Origin of the sequence: Streptomyces sp. NPDC047315, from assembly GCF_040643215.1 — a bacterium.
Classification (GTDB): domain Bacteria; phylum Actinomycetota; class Actinomycetes; order Streptomycetales; family Streptomycetaceae; genus Streptomyces.
Window position 1 is genome coordinate 174612 of the sequence record NZ_JBEYTZ010000002.1, and the last position, 17351, is coordinate 191962.

The window sequence follows — 17351 nt, forward strand, 5'->3', positions numbered from 1 at the left end:
CCTCCCCGCGCAGGTTCAGGCCATGCCGACGGGCTGCCGCTCGTCCTCCTGCCCTTGCGGCTCCCAGTCGGCCGACGGCTCCGTACGGTCCGCACCGTCCGTCCGCCGCGTCCCGCGGTCCGTCCGTCGCCTCCCGGGGATCAGCAGCCCGGCGAGGGCCGCGAGCCCGACCGCCGCCGCGCCGATCCACAGCGCCGGCACGATCCCGTCGACGAACGCCTGCGGGGAGGCGTACCCGCCCTGCGCGGCGAAGACGGCGCCGAGGACGGCGATCCCGAGCGCCCCGCCGACTTCCCGCAGGGCGTTGTTCGCGCCGGACGCCATGCCCTCCTCCCCCGGTCGCACGCTGGACATCACCACGCTCATCGCCGGGGCGAAGAAGAGCGCCATGCCCACGCCGCCGACGAGGAGCGCCGGCAGCAGCGCCGGGTACGAGACGTCCGGGGCGAGCGCGAGCGCGAAGAGGGCGAGGCCGAGCGCCTGGAGGGCGAGCCCGGTGACGACGACGGGCCGGCCGCCGATCCGGTCGGAGAGCACTCCGGCGACGGGCGCGACGAGCAGCGGCATCGCGGTCCACGGCAGCATCCGCAGCCCCGCCTCGGTGGGCGAGTAGCCGGCCACGTTCTGGAAGAACTGGCTGAGCAGGAAGATCGAGCCGAACATGCCGAGGAACATCAGCACGCCGGCGATGTTGATCCCGGTGAACGCGCGGTCGCGGAAGAGGCGCATGGGGAGCATGGGGCGGGCGCTGACGATGCCGTGGCGGACGAAGGCGGCCAGCAGGAACGCGCCGCCGATCAGCCCGCCGAGCACCCGGGGGCTCGTCCAACCGTCGACGTGCCCGTTGATCAGTGCGTAGACGATGCCGAAGAGGCCGCCGCTGGCGAGGAGGGTGCCGGGGACGTCGATCCGGGCGTCGGGGGCGTACGACTCGTTCAGGCGCCAGGCGGCGAGGGGCAACAGGACCAGCCCGACGGGCACGTTCAGCCAGAAGATCCACTGCCAGGACAGGTGTTCGGTGAGCACGCCGCCGACGAGCGGGCCGCTGGCGACGGCGAGTCCGTTGGCGGCGCCGAAGACGCCGAGCACGGCGCCCCTGCGGGCGGCGGGCACTGCCGTGGTGAGCAGGGTCATGGTGAGCGGCATCATGACGGCGCCGCCGACGCCCTGGAGCGCCCGGGCGGCGATGAGGGAGTCGATGCCGGGGGCGAGCGCCGCTGCGGCCGACGCGACGGTGAAGATGCCGAGGCCGACGGAGAAGAGCCGGCGCCGTCCGAAGCGGTCGCCGAGGGCCGCGCCGAACAGCAGCAGGACCGCGAAGGTGAGGGTGTAGGCGCTGACGGTCCATTCGAGGTCGGCGAGGCCGCCGCCGAGGTCGTCGCGGATGGCGGGCAGGGCGGTGGTGACGACGAGGTTGTCGAGTGACGCCATGAATCCGGCGACGCAGGTGATGAGCAGCGTCCACCCGACGCCGCCCCGACCGTCCCGCCCGGTCCTGTTGTCCGTGCCGTTGTGCTCGGTCCGTCGTGCCGTGTCGTTCACCGTGTCCTTCACGGTGTTCTCCGCAGTGCCCTTCACGCTGTCTTTCACGGTGCCTCCCCCAACTTTCTCTGTGGTGCTCTCAGTCCACAGATGATTAGTAATCAGTCACTAACTTTCTTGGGCGTGCGACACTCCGCCCCGGCCGGGGCGGAGAGCGCACGTAAATCGCCCTACTCGACGGCGCCGCCGGGCCTGACCGCGAAGTAGTCGCGCCACACCCGGTGGTCGTCGGGGAAGCCCATGGACACCAGCACGTTGATCAGCATCCCGTAGCTCATGAACCGGCCGAGGTGCTCGGCGTCGCCCCCGAGGGCGTCGCCCGCCAGGTCCCAGATCTCCAGCCAGGCGCGCCGCACCGCGTCACCGAACTCGGTGTCGCCCGCGGCCTCGGCCGTCGCCACGGCCACGTAGACCTGCATCTGCATCAGGAGCTTCTCCCGGTCGCCGATCAGCCGGAAGTACTCGGTGGCCATCACGGTCTCGGGGTCGCCGTCGGGCGACGCCTCCAGGGCGCCGGAGAACACTCGTGCCATGTCCTCCATGCAGCGCCTGGCTGCAGCGAGGAACAACTCCCGCTTGCTCTTGAAGAGTCGGAAGAGATACGGCTGGGAGACCCCGACGCGCCGGGCGATCGCCTCCGTCGACGTGCCGTTGTACCCACCGACGGCGAACTCGGAGATCGCCGCCCGAACGACGCTCTCGCGCCGCTCTTCCGCACTCATCCTGACCATGGGCAAGAAAGTTAGTGACCAATCACTATCTTGTCAAGGCGGCTGGTGCCGCGCCCTCATGGGCCGGCCGTCGGCCGTCTCCACGCGAAAGGGGACCCCCCTCGGGAGGGCCCCCTTTCCCGGCGCGCCGGAGCCGCGCCGTACGACCGCTGCTCAGGCCAGTCGGATCAGGCCGGTCGGATCAGGCCAGTCGGACGACCGCGCGGGCCATCCCCAGCACCTTCTGCCCGTCGCTGACGGCGGTCAGGTCGACGCGCACCGCGTTGTCGTCCAGCAGCGCCGCGACCTTCCCGCTGACCTCGATCAGCGCGCCCTCGTCGTCGTTGGGCACGATCACGGGCTTGGTGAAGCGCACCGAGTAGTCGACGAGCGCCCCCGGGTCCCCGACCCAGTCCGTGACCACCCGGGCCGCCTCCGCCATGGTGAACATGCCGTGCGCGATCACGTTGGGCAGCCCGACCTCGACGGCGAACTTCTCGTTCCAGTGGATCGGGTTGAAGTCGCCGGACGCGCCCGCGTACCGGACCAGCGTCGCCCGCGTCACGGGGAAGCTCTGCGCCGGCACCTCGGTGCCGACCTCGACGTCCGCGTAGGACACCTTCGCCGCCATCACGCCTCCTCGGCGGCGCGCGCCACCAGCTTGGTCCACGCGGTCACCACGTGTTCACCGGACTCGTCGTGCACCTCGCCCCGGATGTCCAGGACGTCGTTGCCCGCCATGGACTTCACGCCCTCGATCGTGGAGACGACGGTGAGCCGGTCCCCGGCGCGCACGGGCCTGGTGTACGCGAAGCGCTGCGCGCCGTGCACCACCCGGCTGTAGTCCAGCCCGAGCTGCGGGTCCTGCACCACGACGCCGGCCGCCCGGTAGGTGATCGAGAACACGAAGGTCGGCGGGGCGATCACGTCCTGGTACCCCAGCGCCTTCGCGGCCTCCGCGTCGGTGTACGCCGGGTGGGCGTCCCCGATCGCCTCGACGAATTCGCGGATCTTTTCCCGGCCGACCTCATAGGGCGAGGTGGGCGGATAACTCCGCCCCACGAAGGACTGATCGAGGGCCATGCGGTGGCTCACTCCTCACAATGATCTGACTGGGTGATCGCGAGGACGCGCAAGACCGCGGCCGTTCACTCACGATCGGGTGATCAAATGACCGAAGGCCGTCCCCATGGCGGGAACGGCCTCGGTCGTGCCTGTGCGTGCGAGCCTGTGTCAGCGGGTCTCGCGGTGCGCGGTGTGCGCCTTGCAGCGGGGGCAGTGCTTCTTCATCTCAAGACGGTCCGGGTTGTTGCGCCGGTTCTTCTTGGTGATGTAGTTCCGCTCCTTGCACTCCACGCAGGCCAGCGTGATCTTCGGGCGGACGTCGGTGGCAGCCACGTGAGTGCTCCTTGACGGACAAATGGACGGGTTACGACAAACGCATAAAAGAGTAGCCGATCGGAGGACCGACCCCACAATCGGCTACTGTGTGTAGCGGTGACCGGACTTGAACCGGTGACACAGCGATTATGAGCCGCTTGCTCTACCGACTGAGCTACACCGCTGCGATATCGGATCCCCCCGCTCGAAAGCGGGGGTCCTCGACATCAGAGCCCCAATACGGAATCGAACCGTAGACCTTCTCCTTACCATGGAGACGCTCTACCGACTGAGCTATTGGGGCGAGCGATGAAGACATTACACGGTCTCCGGCCGTTCGCCCAAATCCGTTTCGCGCTCCTCGTCCGGGTCGTCCTCCGGCTGTCCTCCGGTCGTGCTCCGGTCGCGCTCCCGTCCTCCGTCCCGTCCTCGCCCCGCCCGCCTCAGGGCCCTCTTCCGACCCTTGCGCAGGCCCTCGCGCAGGCCCTCGCGCAGGCCCTCGCGCAGGCCCTCGTGCAGGCCCTCGCGCAGGTCAGCTTCCCGCTCGTCGCGCAGGCCCCGTGCACCTCCGCTGCCCCGCCGGAGCACGGCCCCCGCCCGTCGCGCCCAGGGCCGTGCTCCGGCTCGTACTCCGGCGCCTCTTCCGGCAAACCCCAGGTGGGCGCGCCGGTACGACTATTCCGCTCCTCCTCGAAGCCGGCCCCGGCCACCCCTAGGCTCGTCTCACGCTGCGTGACCTTCCCCCTTCCCCCTCCCCACGCCGCCAGCCCGCCGAGACCGCCGGGGCTCGATCCACAGGAGCGCGATGCCCGACAGCCAGCCGCAGCCCTCCGACGGCCCCGCGTCCGACTCCACCGCGCTGCTGCTGAGCGGCGCCCGGCTGGCGGACGGCCGCACCGTCGACGTACGGCTGAGCTGCGGGCGCATCGAGGCCGTCGGCACCGCCGGCAGCCTCACCCCGCGCTGCTCCCGGGTCGACCTGACCGGCTACCTGCTGCTGCCTGCGCCCGCCGAGCCGCACGGCCACGGCGACACCGCCCTCACCGCGGACGGCCCGGGCCCCGTCTCGTACCAGCCCGACGACGTCCAGCGGCGCGCCACCGAGGCCGCGCTGCTGCAACTCGGCCACGGCGCGACGGCGCTGCGCTCGCACGTGCGCATCGGGGACGTGCAGGGCCTCGGCCCGCTGGAAGCGGTGCTCCAGGCGCGCCGCTCGCTGCGCGGGCTGACCGATCTGACGGCGGTCGCGGTGCCCCGGCTGCTGACCGGCGTCGCCGGCGCGGAAGGGCTCGCGATGCTGCGGGACGCGCTGAAGATGGGCGCCGCGGTGGTCGGCGGCTGCCCGGACGCCGACCCCGACCCGACCGGGTACGTGGAGGCCCTGTTGGAGGTCGCGGCCGAACACGGCTGCCCCGTCGACCTGCACACCCACGGTGACGACCCGGCCCGGCTCGCCCGGCTCGCCGCCATGGCCGGCGCGGTGCGGCCGGGCGTGGCGATCGGGCCGTGCGCGGGGCTCGCGCGGCTGCCGCACGAGATCGCCGCCCGCGCCGCCGACCAACTCGCGGCGGCCGGCGTCACCGTGGTCTGCCTGCCGCAGGGCGGCTGCGGCGCGCTGGAGCAGCGCGGCTCGGCGCCGGTGCGCCTGCTGCGCGCCGCGGGGGTGCGGGTCGCCGCAGGCAGCGGCGCGCTCCGGGACGTGTCGAACCCGGTCGGCCGAGGAGATCCGCTGGAGGCGGCATACCTGCTGGCGTCGCGCGACGGGCTGGCCGCGGAGGAGGCGTACGCGGCGGTGGCGGCGTCGGCCCGGGCGGCGATGGGACTGCCGGAGGTACGGGTGGAGGCCGGGTTCCCCGCGGAGTTGCTGGCGATGCGCGGCGAGCGGATCTCGGGCGTGCTGTCACTCGCGTACAGCAGGATCGTCATCCACCGGGGGCGCGTGGTGGCCCGCACCAGCGCGGTGCGGGAGTACTGCGACTCGGCGGTGGCAGTGGCGCTGGAGCTGCCGCGTCAGATCCGCCCCTGAGCGTGGCCGGATCGGGCTCCGTAGCGGCCCGCTGACGATCGCGCGCGCCGGGCTCGGGGCGTACGGTCGGTCCCATGCGCATTGTGATCGCTGGAGGACACGGTCAGATCGCCCTGCGGCTGGAGCGGCTGCTCTCGGCCGGCGGGCACGAGGTGGCGGGGATCATCCGCTCGTCCGGGCAGTCGGACGACCTGCGGGAGGCCGGCGCGGAGCCGGTCGTACTGGACCTGGAGTCGGCGGCGGTCGAGGAGGTCGCCGACGTGCTGCGGGGCGCCGACGCCGCCGTGTTCGCCGCGGGCGCCGGACCGGGCAGCGGCATCCCCCGGAAGGACACGGTCGACCGGGGCGCCGCGGTGCTCTTCGCCGACGCGGCCGAGCGGGCGGGCGTACGTCGCTTCGTCGTCGTCTCCTCGATGGGGGCGGACTCCGGTCACGAGGGCGACGACCAGTTCGCCGTGTACCTGCGGGCGAAGGGCGCCGCGGACGACGACGTACGGGCCAGGTCCGGCCTGGACTGGACGATCCTGCGCCCCGGCTCGCTGACGAACGACGCCGGGACGGGCCTGGTGGACCTCCAGGCGTCGACGGGCCGCGGGATGGTGCCGCGGGACGACGTGGCGGCGGTCATCGCCGAACTCCTCGACACCCCGGCGACGGCCGGCCTGACCCTCGAACTGATCGGCGGCTCGGTGCCGGTGGTGGTCGCGGTGCGGGACGTCGCGGGGAACTGAACGACCGGGGCGATGAGTTCGCCAGCCCGAGGAGGTCCCAGCAGCATGAGTGACGACAGCAGGAACGACACCGACTCCGGAACGAACGGCGCGTCAGGGGCCCGTGACGCAGGGTGGGTCCTACGGCCGACGCTCAGCGTCCAGCCCGAGCAGCCGTACGCCTTCATCCGCGGCTCGGTCCGCATGGACAACTTCGCCGTGATCGCCGACCGCCTGGGCGAGCTGATCGGCTGGCTCTCCGCACAGGGCGCGGAGTTCGCCGGGGCGCCCTTCTTCCGTTTCAACACCGTCGACATGGCGGGCGAGTCGGACGTGGAGGCGGGTGTGCCCGTCGTCGTCGCACCGCCCGCCACGGAGGGCGACATCCAAACGGGCGCGCTCCCGGCCGGCCACTACGCAACGGTCCGCCACACCGGCCATCCCGACCAGCTCTTCGCCGTCATCACCGCCTTGCGCGCCTGGGCGGACGAGGAGGGTCTGACCTGGGACATGACCCCATTGGAGGGCGGCGCGGAGCGATGGGGCTGCCGTCTGGAGTCCTATCTGACCGACCCGGCGGTCGAGCCCGACATGGACAAGTGGGAGATCGAACTCTCCTTCCGCCTCGCGGACACGGGCTGAACGATCCGCACCCGGCGGGCCCGTGACGTACGCCCGTCACGGGCCCTGCGCCACTTGCACACCAGAACGGCCCCTGACTGCGTTTTCGCAGATCAGGGGCCGTTCTTTGAGCGTGGCGGCGCCAGGATTCGAACCTGGGTAGGCTAAGCCGACGGATTTACAGTCTCCTGGCCGATGCAGCACGACAGGTGTGCTGAGCTGCACGGGTACGCCGTCGACGTGCAGCCATACGGCATCTCGTCCACACCTCGTCCAGCATCACTCCCTTCTGCCGCTGCTCCGCTGGCTCCTCCCCATGAGGCCTGCACCTGTCACGGCACGCACCAAGGCGACAAACAGTCCGCTCTGCTGTCTCTCTGGAGCGCGACGCGACGCAACGCAGAAAGCCCCCAAGAGAACCAGCAGTCGGCTGATCTGAAGCAGAAGTGCCGTCACCAGAGCCCCTTCTATCTGATCCAAGAACCGCTGCATCTCACTGATGAAACTCACCGTGTGACTCCCGCCGGCCGGTACGCATTCGCTGACGTCACCCAGTCCGTCAGACTGCGGCCACGCACGGCGAGTCCTTCCCTGTCTCAATTCCTAGAAAGCCCAGCTCACGAGCCTGTTCGGGGCATACGGTGGCGAACAAGGTCCGGACACCGCCGAACATGAACCCAGAGGAGACCACTGCCCGTGCCTGCCGACGCTCAGCAGCACCTAGCTGGAGCCCTACGGTCGCTGTATGAGGAAGCTGGGAGCCCTACGCTCCGCGCGCTCGCCCGCCGCGCATCGGAAGGCCTGAGTGCGGCATCGGCCAGTCCAACGTCGATCAGCGACTGGATGAACGCCAAGGCCGTGCCAGCTAGGAAGGTCGACCTCGCCGCAGTCGTGACAGCGCTGACCTCAACAACCAACCGATCCGTAGGTCGCGAGGTAATTCGATTCGAGGAGTTGCGACGGGCGGCATTTCGAGAGAACCGATCCCAGAAAACAAACAGCCGAGACGATAGGCAGTGGCTGGGGAAATCGGTCGGCAGCTACACCAATCCAATCCATTTGGAAGTTCATCGCCCAATCCGCATGACGGGTGCTCCAAGTGGCGTCCCTGCATACATTGAACGATCGCACGATGCCGAACTGAGGACAACCCTTCTCTCCGACGGTCCACAATTTATGGTCCTCGTAGGAGGATCCTCTACTGGAAAGACACGAGCAGCCTACGAAGCTGCTCAACACCTGAAGGGATGGCGCCTCTTCCATCCAATCTCTCCCAGTAAACCGACTGCACTAACACGAGCACTCACCTCAGACTCTTTGCATCCCAGGACGGTAATCTGGCTTAACGAACTTCAAGACTACCTACTCGCTGACGGCGGTGAACGGGCGGCAGCAATACTCAAGGATTTCCTCGATAGGAACACCACTCAGGTAAAGGTGCTTGCCACGATGTGGCCGCGCTATTGGCAGCAACTAACGAACCCAAGTCACCCTTCTCCTCATGTCAGAACTCTACTTAATAGCATGGCGGTTCGCATTGAGGTGACCCCAACATTTCCCACTGAAGCGCTAAATCAAGCCGCAAAGGCAGATATCCGCATCCGCGCTGCCCTCAAGGCAAACCATTCGAGGATCACCCAATACATCGCCGCCGGACCGGCATTGCTTGACTTTTTCCGAGACTGTCGCGACGTGAATCCCGGCACACATGCAATCCTCTCTGCAGCGATGGACGCATTTACCATCGGGCGACCGGATGCGGTAACCGAGGCTTTTCTTCGTCGCAGCGCCCCCGCATACCTGACAGACGAAGAATGGGGTGAGTGTTCCGAGGGTTGGTTCGACGAAGCAATCCTATTCGCTTCGAAAGAATTGCGCGGTGCGGCACGCCCAATCTCCAAAGTTCGATCACGTACGACCACCTGCTCCCGATACAAGCTCGCCGATTATCTAATCCAGCACGCCCAAATTGAGCGCTCTCAGCGGCCGGTACCTGGGCTTTTTTGGGATGCCGCGCTTGAGACTTTCGACGACCCAGTGGTTGCACCCTCGTTCGCCAGGGCAGCTGATGAGCGCGGGATGTTTGAGGTAGCGGCAAGGCTCTGGTCCCCACTTGCATCCATTGGGGATCCCGAAGCGCTGGGTGCCCTCCTCGCCAATCCGACGGTAGACAAGGAATCAACCCGCACCACCTTGCGGGACTATATCGACGCTGTAGATTTGTGTGATGCAAGCACCATTGCGTGGCTTCTCTGCGAGCTACACAATCAGCCCGAAGAGCGGAGTAGACTCGTCCACCGAATGACTTCGTCGCAGGAATCACTGACGGTCGGCCCTTCGGCATTCGATGCCGGGATCATATTCGAAGAACTTGAAAACGCCGGTGAAGCCGGAGCAGCTGAAAACTATGCCCGCTTGATCCGGGATTCAGCGAGTCTCATCGATATGAGCGATTTCTGGTCAACAGCCAGCCTAATCGAAATACTTTGGGACTCACGAATCGAGACGGCAGAGAAAGCTAGCAGAGAAATCGCACTAGCATACTTTCACCACACAGCCATGCCACCCCTACATCTAGCCGCTCTTCTAGCACGGATAGATGCCACGTCTGAACTTGCAGGTTTGATACGAAGAAGACTTCACGAAGTATCAGACTCAGTTGACATAACCAACGTACTAACCATCCGTCCCTACATCGGCAACTTGTTCGCAGCGTATGAGGGCGACCTTGCTGTTCGCGTACTGTCGCGAGTCCGGCAGTGCATCGGAGATCTGAACCTAGGTAACTCTTACGCTCCGCTTGAAATACTGGACACACTCCGAAACTTGGGTTACACAGAATCCGCACTCGAAATGGGGGATAAAATCTCCCGCGAGTTCGACCCGGTCCTTTCCCACGCTTCAGTAGTAGCTCTTCGATACCTAAAAAAGAACGATTGCATCGAAGCATTCAACGCCATGGCAGTCCGGCTAGCAGAAACGGGCCCCATCCTCCCGCTCCCCGGAGCGGAAGAATTGGTGACCTTCCTCTCTGAGGAAGGTCCGGAAGGGCTTTCCGCTCTATATTCGAGACGAGTGCACGATTTCAAGGTTGCGGAAGGAGGAGAGTAGTACCGCGGCGCATTAGGGGGGCGCCCTCTTGCATGTGAGGCCGTCCCTGCCTCAGACTTCTGACCCAGCGCCCCTCTGACCTGCCGGGGAAGCGGTCAGTGAGGCTGTGAGGCTCCTCGGCCACAGGTCGTCCAGAGCGAGGGGTGACAACCAAGCGAAAGCGCGTCTCCGTTGTTTCTTGCATTATCTTGTATTGCCTACGCTTGCGATGGAACGGCCGACGGACACGGAAGGAGCCAGGTGGGCGACTCACCCAGCAAGCGCATCGGGTATCGACAGATCGCGGACACGCTGCTGACCCAGATCGAGGGGGGCGAGCTGAGGCCCGGGGACTCGCTGCCGTCGGAAGCGAAGCTCGCAGTACAGTTCTCCGTCACGAGGGCGACGGCCCGGAAGGCCGTTGAGCACTTGGCGGCACGGGAGCTCGTGGCACCGGTGCAGGGCCGCGGCTGGTTCGTGCGCGAACCAGAAGGCGGCACGAGCCCGGCCACGAAGCATGCGCATCTTGCGGAGGAGCTCCGTTCCCGGATCCGGAGAGGGGCGCTCAAGCCTGGCGACCCGCTGCCGTCGGAAGCGGCACTTTCGACGGAATTCCAGGTGTCACGGACGACCGTACGCAACGCAGTGTCCGAATTGGAACGCCAGGGCTTTACCCGCAGAGAAGGGCGTGGCCGAGTAGTCGCCACGCCAACGAACTACGGGGATGATGGCGATCGGTCATCGGCCTGGATTGTGCACGGCGAAGAGCCGATCTATGAAAACTACTGGGTAACGGTCAACAGGGCCGACATTCAGACCCCCGATGGGGAGAGGTTCGATCATCACAAGGTCTACCTACCTCCTGCCGCCATGGCCGCAATGGTCGACGTGGACCGCGTCTACATGAAATGGCGGCATCGTTTCGTATCCGATCGCTGGAACTGGGAGCTCCCTGGCGGCGTGGTCGACCCTGGAGAGGATCCCAAAGAGACTGCCGCACGGGAAATCCTGGAGGAGACCGGCTATCGCCCTCTTGGTGAACTTGAGCACGTCGTGACGTTCGAACCGATGATCGGGACGGTTTCGAGCCCTCACTATGTATACGTAGCTCGGGGCGTCGAATACGTCGCACCCCCAACCGAGGTGAACGAGGGTCAGCGCGCCGAGTGGATCCCGCTGGATGAAATCCCCAAGCTCATCTCAGATGGCCTCATTGCCAACTCTGGCGCCCTAGTCGCCCTGCTCCATCTGCTGTCGGAGCGGGCGAGCAGGTAGTTCACTCGGCCCTGACGAGGCGGGCGATCCGGCGGCGCTGACGGGCAGACCCCGTGAGCGCCGCCAAGCGTTCGGCCTGCTTAGCCTGCTGCCTCGCTGCGTCTGACTCACCTCGCATCGTCAGGGCCGTTGCAAGGTCGCACCGGAGTCCCGCTTCCGCCCGACTGAAGCCGGGCTCCATCGTCTCCAGCGCACGCGTCAAGTCGTCAATGGCCTCGCTGAGACCGAGTCGAGCCAGGCAGTTTCCACGCCACCGGGCAAGATGGGGCCCCGCCAAAAAGAGGAACGGCAATTCAGGATCGCTCGGATCGCCAGGCAGAACAGAGTCCGCAGCGTCGAGCGCTTTCAAACACGCCGTTCCATTCCCTACTGCCGCCTGCGCCTCCGCTTCGGCAGCATGCAACCACGTGCGCATAAGAGCGGGGAGCCGCTGTCCTGCCGCGGCGTGAGCACTCTGCATCAACTCCAATGCATGTGCGGGCTGATCCAGATCCAAGAGTACGTACGCCTGCTGGGCGGTGGAATGAGCGAGCAGAGCGGGATTCTCCGCTTCCCGGGCCGCACCCTTCGCCACCTCATGCAGGCGCCAAGCTTCCCGATAATGCCCCAGGTCGAGCGCCTGCCACCCTCCGAGCGCCGCCGCTTCCGTAAGCGCTCCGGCAATGGGCTGCCGAGTTCCCGGCGAAACTCCATGGCGAAGAAGGTTCTCCATCTGGTCGATGTGCGCCTGAGACTGAGGTAAAAGAGCTTTCGCCCCAAGCCTGCGGTCCATTTGACGTAGGTTCTCAGTCTGGGACACGAAGAGCTGAACGAGCTCCAAATCCGCCGTGTTGGCGGCGAAGAGCTCCCGCGTGAGGGCCAGCGCCTCCTCCTGCTCCTCCTCCGGCGGCTCATCGTCGGGGAGGCACCCCAACTCGGCAGGACTGCACTGGTAGACGTCGCAGAAGAGTGTCAGGTACTCCCCCACGAGCGGCCGGCGCCCCGCGTGCCACTCACGGACCATACGGTCAAGACTCTCGTTCGACGCCGTGACGTAGATGCCGCGCGCGTCAGCCGCCCGCCTCAACTCGTGGATGAGCCGAGCCTTCTTCCACCCCTTCGCGGCGAAGGCTTCTGCCAGAGCGGTCATGGTCACCCCCATCAAGTCCATGAGATCGCACCCATTCTGACGCCAGATCGGACGGGGGGACAGTCCCCTACTGTCCGCCTCTGCTCCGTTGTTCTCGCAGGTCAGAGCGGGCAACCTCAAAGCATCGGCGGGGACGCCAACACCCAACACTCCGAGAGGACTTGACGGGCGACCCCCACAGGCCCATTCTGTATGTAGACGCCTAGATACAGAAGGTGCCTCGGGTGGCCCTGTGCCGCCCTGCAAAAGCCGGAGAGCCCGTGAGACGGCTCGAAGGAAAGCGCCCGCTGGGCCCGCTTACATGCGGCCCGAGCGGCAGGGGAGACGTAAAAGTCCGGCGTCTTCACGGATCGATCGGTGTCATCGGCTAAGCCGCTGGTCTGACCCTCGGGCGTAGACCCAGGGACCGGATCACGGGGACCCCGGTGATTGGGCTGCACCCGGTCCATGACACCCGGAAGGGATGGGAGATCCACTCAGCGAGTGACGACTGAGTGACCGCGGTGACCGCGCGCCGACCACAAGAGAGGGAGCAAGGCGCGTACGGAACCGCGGGACGACTGACGGGCTTTCCCGTCACTCGTCATGCGGGCAGGGCACCGATCGCATTGGTGCCCTGCCCGTTTGATGAGGGCCTTCTTTCTCACCACCAACGGCACGCGGCCCCGGGGTGCCTCCCGGGGCCGCAGGTTGGGCCGTTCCACCCCCTGAGAGGAGCACACGACCCATGGGCATTGTCCCTGATCTGACGATCGCTGAGGCGGTTATTGCCGTCGCACCGTGGCCGGAGCCGACGGACGCGGAGTTGGACGCGATCGAGCGGGAGCTCCCGCTGATCCTGGCTGAGGTCGACGAGCTCGACACCCAGATTGTCACCCTGGACCGGACGCCGACCGCCCTGGACGAGCAGCGCCGGCGCCGCGCGCAGCGTCGGGTGCTGGCCGCGCGTCGAGACCTGGCCAATCGCTCCGCAAGCGCAGAGTTGGCGGGGGATGCGGCGTGAGCGGCGCTCTCGTTCTGGACGATTTGGCGGTGTCGCTGCGGGCGTTGCGCTCGCTGGCTCTGGACTTCGGGCACCTGGCGGCGCCGGCCGTGATGGTGAGCACCATCCGGCCTGAGCACCTGGAGTTGGCGTTCCACGACGATCTGCCCGGTTTCGAGGCGTGGCGCGAGGCGTTGAGCATCGCGCCGGACGCGGTGACGCACGGCATACAGGGCGCGGGGCGGACGCGGGTATTGAAAGCGTCGGTTGAGTACCTGGGTGCGACGCTTCGGCTGGTCGCCTATGCCGATGTGCCCGCTCTGGTTCCGGTCGGGGAGTCGGCCTGATGGCGGCGTGGGGGAAGTGCATCGACCCGTCCGGCGCCCGCTACGGCATCCCTACCTACCCCTGGCGCTGCGCCCCCGATGGGTTGGCGACGCGTCGTCAGCTCCGGACCCAGGGGTTACGGCCCGGGGGTCAGCCGGTCGTGGCGCAGACGATGTTGCCGCGGTTTCGGCGTCCGCCGCTGGTCGCGTACCTCTACCGGATCGACCACGCGAAGCCGGTCCGGCCGATGACGTCGCGGAAGTGGGGTGCGCTCGCGCTGGCGATGCTTGCCCGCCGCACCTGCCCGCAGTGCCGTATCGCCTACGACTACTGCATTCCGCGCTCGCTCGGCGTGGGCGTGTTGTGCGCGTACCCCGACGACCAGCGCGTTCCCTGAATCCTGTGAAGGGAGGAACCCTTGATGAATCCGATTCCGGAACGGGCCCTGAGCAAGGGCCAGGTGTACGTACTGGGTGCAGCCGCGGTGCCCATGGTCGCCTTTGGCTTGCTGGGCGCCTGGGGCACCTACAGCAACATCGCATCCGTCTTCCACCGCTCGGCCACCGCCCTGGGCGTGGTCGCGGCCGGTGAGGGTGCGACTCTGGTGTTGGCCCTGGTGTTGGTGGGGCTGACGATGCTGGGGCAGTCGGCGCCGGCGGCTGTGCGGGTGGGCTTGTGGACGCTGCCCGCGGTCGCCTCCCTGACCGGCGCGGCCGTCGCCGCGACCTTCATGGAAGCGGTCGTGTTCGCCGTCACCCCCATGGCCATGTGCGTATCGGCTGAGGGCATGGGCCTGTTGGCCCGCCGCATCGTCGTGTACCGCACGGGGGTGGACGCTGAAGCGCAGCGCCGCAACGCGGCCGTCATTCGGCAGCTCGCCTACCACCGTGCCCGCGCCGCGAACCACCCGGACGACAAGGCCCGCAGCAAGTCCGAGCTGGCGTCGTGGAAGCTCGCTGAGAAGGTCGGCACAGGGGATGCCCTGCTCGGGTCGAACCTGGTGGACGTGCAGCGCGAACGGATGACCGCCGGCGCGGACGGAGCGCTCGCGGGCATGTTCGCGCTGCCCGTCACGCCGACCGTCACCAGCGTCACGCCCGCCCCGTCACACCCGGCCATCGAGGACCCGGGCGAGGAGGCTGTCCCGCCTGCCGTGACGGAGGAAGACACGCAGGTCACGCTCAACCTGGAGCCCGTTCCGCCGCTCCCCGTCACACCGGTGACGCCGCCCGTCACGGTCCCCGTGACGGTGGAGGAAGTCGCTGCCGTGTCCGGGGTGCCTACGCCCGTGCAGGGCGAGCCGCTGAGCGATGACCAACTGGTCGTCGTCCTGCGGCACCTGCGCTACAGCGACGACCCGCCGCTGTCCTACCGCCAGGCCGTAGCCGCCTTCCGTGAGGGCGGGTTCGTCGGCGGCGAGAAGCGGGTGCGCCAGGCGTGGGGCTCTCTGATGTCCCACGAGGAATCCGGCACCTGACCAGCCCTCCGGCACCACCAATGACGGCCAGCCCACTCGAATTGGGCTGGCCGTCGTTGCGACTGCCGGAGCAGTCGACCGCACCAGTGAAGCAGACCCGGTGAGCCCCGGCGAGCGGCACTCCCGCAGACCCGGTGCGCAGACCCGACGAGCTTCCTCACAGCCGTACCGCACGGTTCCCCGTCACCATTCAGGAGGTTCGACCATGACCACCCAGACCGCCTGCGCGAGCGGCACGGCTCAGCCGCGCGTGGGCACCCACCACTTCGTCCTCACGCTGGAGAAGCCGGGGCTGTTCTCCATGACGCAGGAGGGCACCTTCACGCCCCCGCCCGGTAGCAGCCGCCAGGACGCCTACCAGCTCATCTACCGGACCGTCACCGAGAAGGACCCCAAGCTGCGCGGCGCCACCGTCGGGTTCTTTCTGCTGGAGCCTAATCAGCTCTGACCAGCGTCTTTTCTCTATTGCAGGTACCCGGACGCACGTAGCCGTCGAAAGCATCGCGTCCGGGCCCTGCCTCCTCCATGAAGGAGTTGCGTTCAGCATGACGGATACCAGGACGGAACCGGTAGCCCACGTGGCTGCCCCCGCTCCACCGCCAACCCCGTCCCCGCCCCCGGAGCAGGCGCCCCCGCCCGCTCCGGCGGCGCCCGGGTTGGCGCACACACCGGGTGGGATCCCGGTACTGCCTCTCACCCTGTCCGGCGCGAACGGCATGGTCGGCGCGGTGAGCGCTGCCGCTCTGGTGGGCGGAGCTCCCATCGCACTCGCCACCGCCGGCGGCGCCGCCGCAGTGCTCGGCACCGCGGCTGCTCTGCGGGCCCGTCGCAAGTCCACCGAGCGTGACCGGAAGCGCCGCACCCCGACGCCTTCCCCGTCCCGCAGCAACCGAAGCTCGTCAGCAGGCGCCGGCGGACGCAGCCGGAGCGGCAGCAAGCCTTCCGCCGGCTTGGGCAAGTTCGCTTCCCGTCGTGGTCCTGGAGCAGGGCGTCACGGTGGCCGTGACGGTGCGCGTCACGCGTCATGGCGAGGCGTGACGCCCTCGACGAGCCGCGTCACGGACGCAGGCCGGATGAGGCAGGTTCGGGCCCTGCGGCAGGAGAGCAAGGCGCAGGCGCCGACTCGTTCGGCTGCGCGGCAGCAGACCACCGGCGCCCGGCGAGCAGTCGCGGACGCGCGCAGGGATGCCCGCCGTGACACCCGTGCCATGAACCGCGCCAGCAAGACGCGGGCGGGTTCGTCTGCTGGGCTGCGGCGGGCGGGCGGCTGGGCGGCAGGTAAGGCTGCTTCCGGTACCCGTGCCCTGATCAACAAGGCCCGTACCGGCCGAGACCGGTCCACCGCGGCGCAGGTCGACGCGAAGCGCGGGCAGGTTCGTAAGGCGCCGGCTCGCCGCAGGGCCCGCTGGGGGTTGATGCGGTCCGCGGCCCGGTTCCAGGGCCGCCGGCTTCTCGCCGCGTTCGTCGGCGGCGCGGTGGGGCTGCTCGGCTGTGTGACCACCCCGATCGGGCGCAAGCTCGGCATCCCCTGGCTAGTGCACCCCGGACGACGCCTCTACCGGCGCCTCGTCGGCGCTGCCCGCGAGCAGCGCGCCGCGCGTGACGCGGAGATTCGCCAGCTTCGGCAGGCTGAGGAGGCCGTAGCGGACGGTTCGTCCGAGGTGATCGGTGACCGTGTGGAGCGTCCCACTTCTCTCATTCCCGCTGCCGTAACGGCTGTTTTGGAGGGCATCGAGGTGTCTGGTTTCAAGTTCGAGGAAGCGGCGGCTGAGATGGAGAGCGCCGCCCGGCGGTACGAGCCCGACGGGAACATGGAAGTCCTGGCGATGATCGACAACCTGCCCACCGCGCTGCTGTCCATCGCCAACACCTTCCGCGTCCTGGCCGAACGCTCCGACCAGGAGTTCGCGTTCGAGAAGGACGTGGCCGCCGGCTTCGATGACATCCACCGCACCCTGCTGAACGCCGTCGACGACGCCGAAACCCTCGTCCCGCTCTTCCGCAACGTCCACGCCCAGGACATCGCCCGGCACGAGGACCCCCGCAACGGCACCGCGGCCGAGAAGGGCTGGAACGTCTAAC

Annotated in this window: 18 protein-coding genes and 3 tRNA genes; 11 read left to right on the forward strand and 10 right to left on the reverse strand. The window is 67.8% G+C overall.

From position 1 onward, the window contains the following. Nucleotides 1–15: 15 nt before the first annotated feature. The 8 genes from ABZ842_RS02690 to ABZ842_RS02725 form a co-directional block, all read right to left on the reverse strand. Nucleotides 16–1458 (reverse strand): MFS transporter, encoded by a 1443-nt coding sequence (locus tag ABZ842_RS02690; RefSeq protein ID WP_361530960.1) that lies wholly within the window; start codon nucleotides 1456–1458, stop codon nucleotides 16–18. A 254-nt stretch (nucleotides 1459–1712) separates the two neighbouring features. Further along, nucleotides 1713–2273 carry a TetR/AcrR family transcriptional regulator gene (locus ABZ842_RS02695; protein ID WP_361530438.1) on the reverse strand — a complete coding sequence of 187 codons (561 nt, stop codon included), beginning with the start codon at nucleotides 2271–2273 and terminating at the stop codon, nucleotides 1713–1715. A 181-nt stretch (nucleotides 2274–2454) separates the two neighbouring features. Then, entirely contained in the window at nucleotides 2455–2883 is a 429-nt protein-coding gene (locus tag ABZ842_RS02700) for a MaoC family dehydratase (RefSeq protein WP_361530441.1), read from the reverse strand. After that, nucleotides 2883–3335 carry a MaoC family dehydratase N-terminal domain-containing protein gene (locus ABZ842_RS02705; protein ID WP_361530444.1) on the reverse strand — a complete coding sequence of 151 codons (453 nt, stop codon included), beginning with the start codon at nucleotides 3333–3335 and terminating at the stop codon, nucleotides 2883–2885. Before ABZ842_RS02705 ends, ABZ842_RS02700 begins: the two co-directional genes overlap by 1 nt. Before the next feature lie 150 nt (nucleotides 3336–3485). After that, a complete protein-coding gene (gene rpmG, locus ABZ842_RS02710; RefSeq protein ID WP_006347275.1) occupies nucleotides 3486–3650 on the reverse strand; it encodes a 50S ribosomal protein L33 in 165 nt (54 codons plus the stop codon). A gap of 94 nt (nucleotides 3651–3744) precedes the next feature. Continuing rightward, nucleotides 3745–3817: transfer RNA gene (locus tag ABZ842_RS02715), tRNA-Met, on the reverse strand. A 46-nt stretch (nucleotides 3818–3863) separates the two neighbouring features. Then, nucleotides 3864–3936, reverse strand: a tRNA-Thr gene (locus ABZ842_RS02720). 14 nt (nucleotides 3937–3950) lie between these two features. Beyond that, the gene (locus ABZ842_RS02725) at nucleotides 3951–4220 is read right to left on the reverse strand and encodes a hypothetical protein (protein ID WP_361530448.1); all 270 of its coding nucleotides are present in this window, start codon (nucleotides 4218–4220) and stop codon (nucleotides 3951–3953) included. 217 nt (nucleotides 4221–4437) lie between these two features. On the opposite strand from ABZ842_RS02725, the gene ABZ842_RS02730 reads away from it, so the two are divergent. From ABZ842_RS02730 to ABZ842_RS02740, 3 genes are all read left to right on the forward strand, one after another. After that, nucleotides 4438–5658: an amidohydrolase family protein gene (locus ABZ842_RS02730; protein ID WP_361530451.1), complete on the forward strand. Its 1221-nt coding sequence runs from the start codon at nucleotides 4438–4440 to the stop codon at nucleotides 5656–5658. Between the two features lie 74 nt (nucleotides 5659–5732). After that, nucleotides 5733–6389 carry an SDR family oxidoreductase gene (locus tag ABZ842_RS02735; protein ID WP_361530454.1) on the forward strand — a complete coding sequence of 219 codons (657 nt, stop codon included), beginning with the start codon at nucleotides 5733–5735 and terminating at the stop codon, nucleotides 6387–6389. Between the two features lie 45 nt (nucleotides 6390–6434). After that, nucleotides 6435–7010 carry a GyrI-like domain-containing protein gene (locus ABZ842_RS02740; protein WP_361530457.1) on the forward strand — a complete coding sequence of 192 codons (576 nt, stop codon included), beginning with the start codon at nucleotides 6435–6437 and terminating at the stop codon, nucleotides 7008–7010. Nucleotides 7011–7123: 113 nt separating this feature from the next. Here ABZ842_RS02740 and ABZ842_RS02745 read toward each other — a convergent pair. Next, a tRNA-Tyr gene (locus ABZ842_RS02745) sits at nucleotides 7124–7226 on the reverse strand. A 606-nt stretch (nucleotides 7227–7832) separates the two neighbouring features. On the opposite strand from ABZ842_RS02745, the gene ABZ842_RS02750 reads away from it, so the two are divergent. Together ABZ842_RS02750 and ABZ842_RS02755 are read left to right on the forward strand one after the other, a co-directional pair. Next, entirely contained in the window at nucleotides 7833–10100 is a 2268-nt protein-coding gene (locus ABZ842_RS02750) for a hypothetical protein (RefSeq protein ID WP_361530460.1), read from the forward strand. Between the two features lie 240 nt (nucleotides 10101–10340). After that, complete coding sequence (locus ABZ842_RS02755; protein ID WP_361530463.1) at nucleotides 10341–11354, forward strand: GntR family transcriptional regulator; 1014 nt, start codon at nucleotides 10341–10343, stop codon at nucleotides 11352–11354. Between the two features lies 1 nt (nucleotide 11355). Here the strand turns inward: ABZ842_RS02755 and ABZ842_RS02760 are convergent, their stop codons facing one another. Beyond that, nucleotides 11356–12483 (reverse strand): hypothetical protein, encoded by a 1128-nt coding sequence (locus tag ABZ842_RS02760; RefSeq protein ID WP_361530466.1) that lies wholly within the window; start codon nucleotides 12481–12483, stop codon nucleotides 11356–11358. Between the two features lie 727 nt (nucleotides 12484–13210). On the opposite strand from ABZ842_RS02760, the gene ABZ842_RS02765 reads away from it, so the two are divergent. The 6 genes from ABZ842_RS02765 (at nucleotide 13211) to ABZ842_RS02790 (ending at nucleotide 17350) form a co-directional block, all read left to right on the forward strand. After that, on the forward strand, nucleotides 13211–13486 hold the full coding sequence (locus ABZ842_RS02765) for a DUF6284 family protein (RefSeq protein WP_361530469.1): 276 nt from the start codon (nucleotides 13211–13213) through the stop codon (nucleotides 13484–13486). Beyond that, the gene (locus ABZ842_RS02770) at nucleotides 13483–13812 is read left to right on the forward strand and encodes a hypothetical protein (RefSeq protein ID WP_361530472.1); all 330 of its coding nucleotides are present in this window, start codon (nucleotides 13483–13485) and stop codon (nucleotides 13810–13812) included. Before ABZ842_RS02765 ends, ABZ842_RS02770 begins: the two co-directional genes overlap by 4 nt. Further along, nucleotides 13812–14189, forward strand: coding sequence for an RRQRL motif-containing zinc-binding protein (locus tag ABZ842_RS02775; protein WP_361530475.1), 378 nt, complete (start codon nucleotides 13812–13814; stop codon nucleotides 14187–14189). The genes ABZ842_RS02770 and ABZ842_RS02775 overlap by 1 nt, the downstream gene beginning before the upstream one ends. 24 nt (nucleotides 14190–14213) lie before the next feature. Next, entirely contained in the window at nucleotides 14214–15269 is a 1056-nt protein-coding gene (locus ABZ842_RS02780) for a hypothetical protein (RefSeq protein WP_361530478.1), read from the forward strand. 205 nt (nucleotides 15270–15474) lie between these two features. Beyond that, nucleotides 15475–15717, forward strand: coding sequence for a hypothetical protein (locus ABZ842_RS02785; protein WP_361530481.1), 243 nt, complete (start codon nucleotides 15475–15477; stop codon nucleotides 15715–15717). 760 nt (nucleotides 15718–16477) lie between these two features. After that, nucleotides 16478–17350, forward strand: coding sequence for a hypothetical protein (locus ABZ842_RS02790; protein WP_361530484.1), 873 nt, complete (start codon nucleotides 16478–16480; stop codon nucleotides 17348–17350). Nucleotide 17351: the final 1 nt, after the last annotated feature.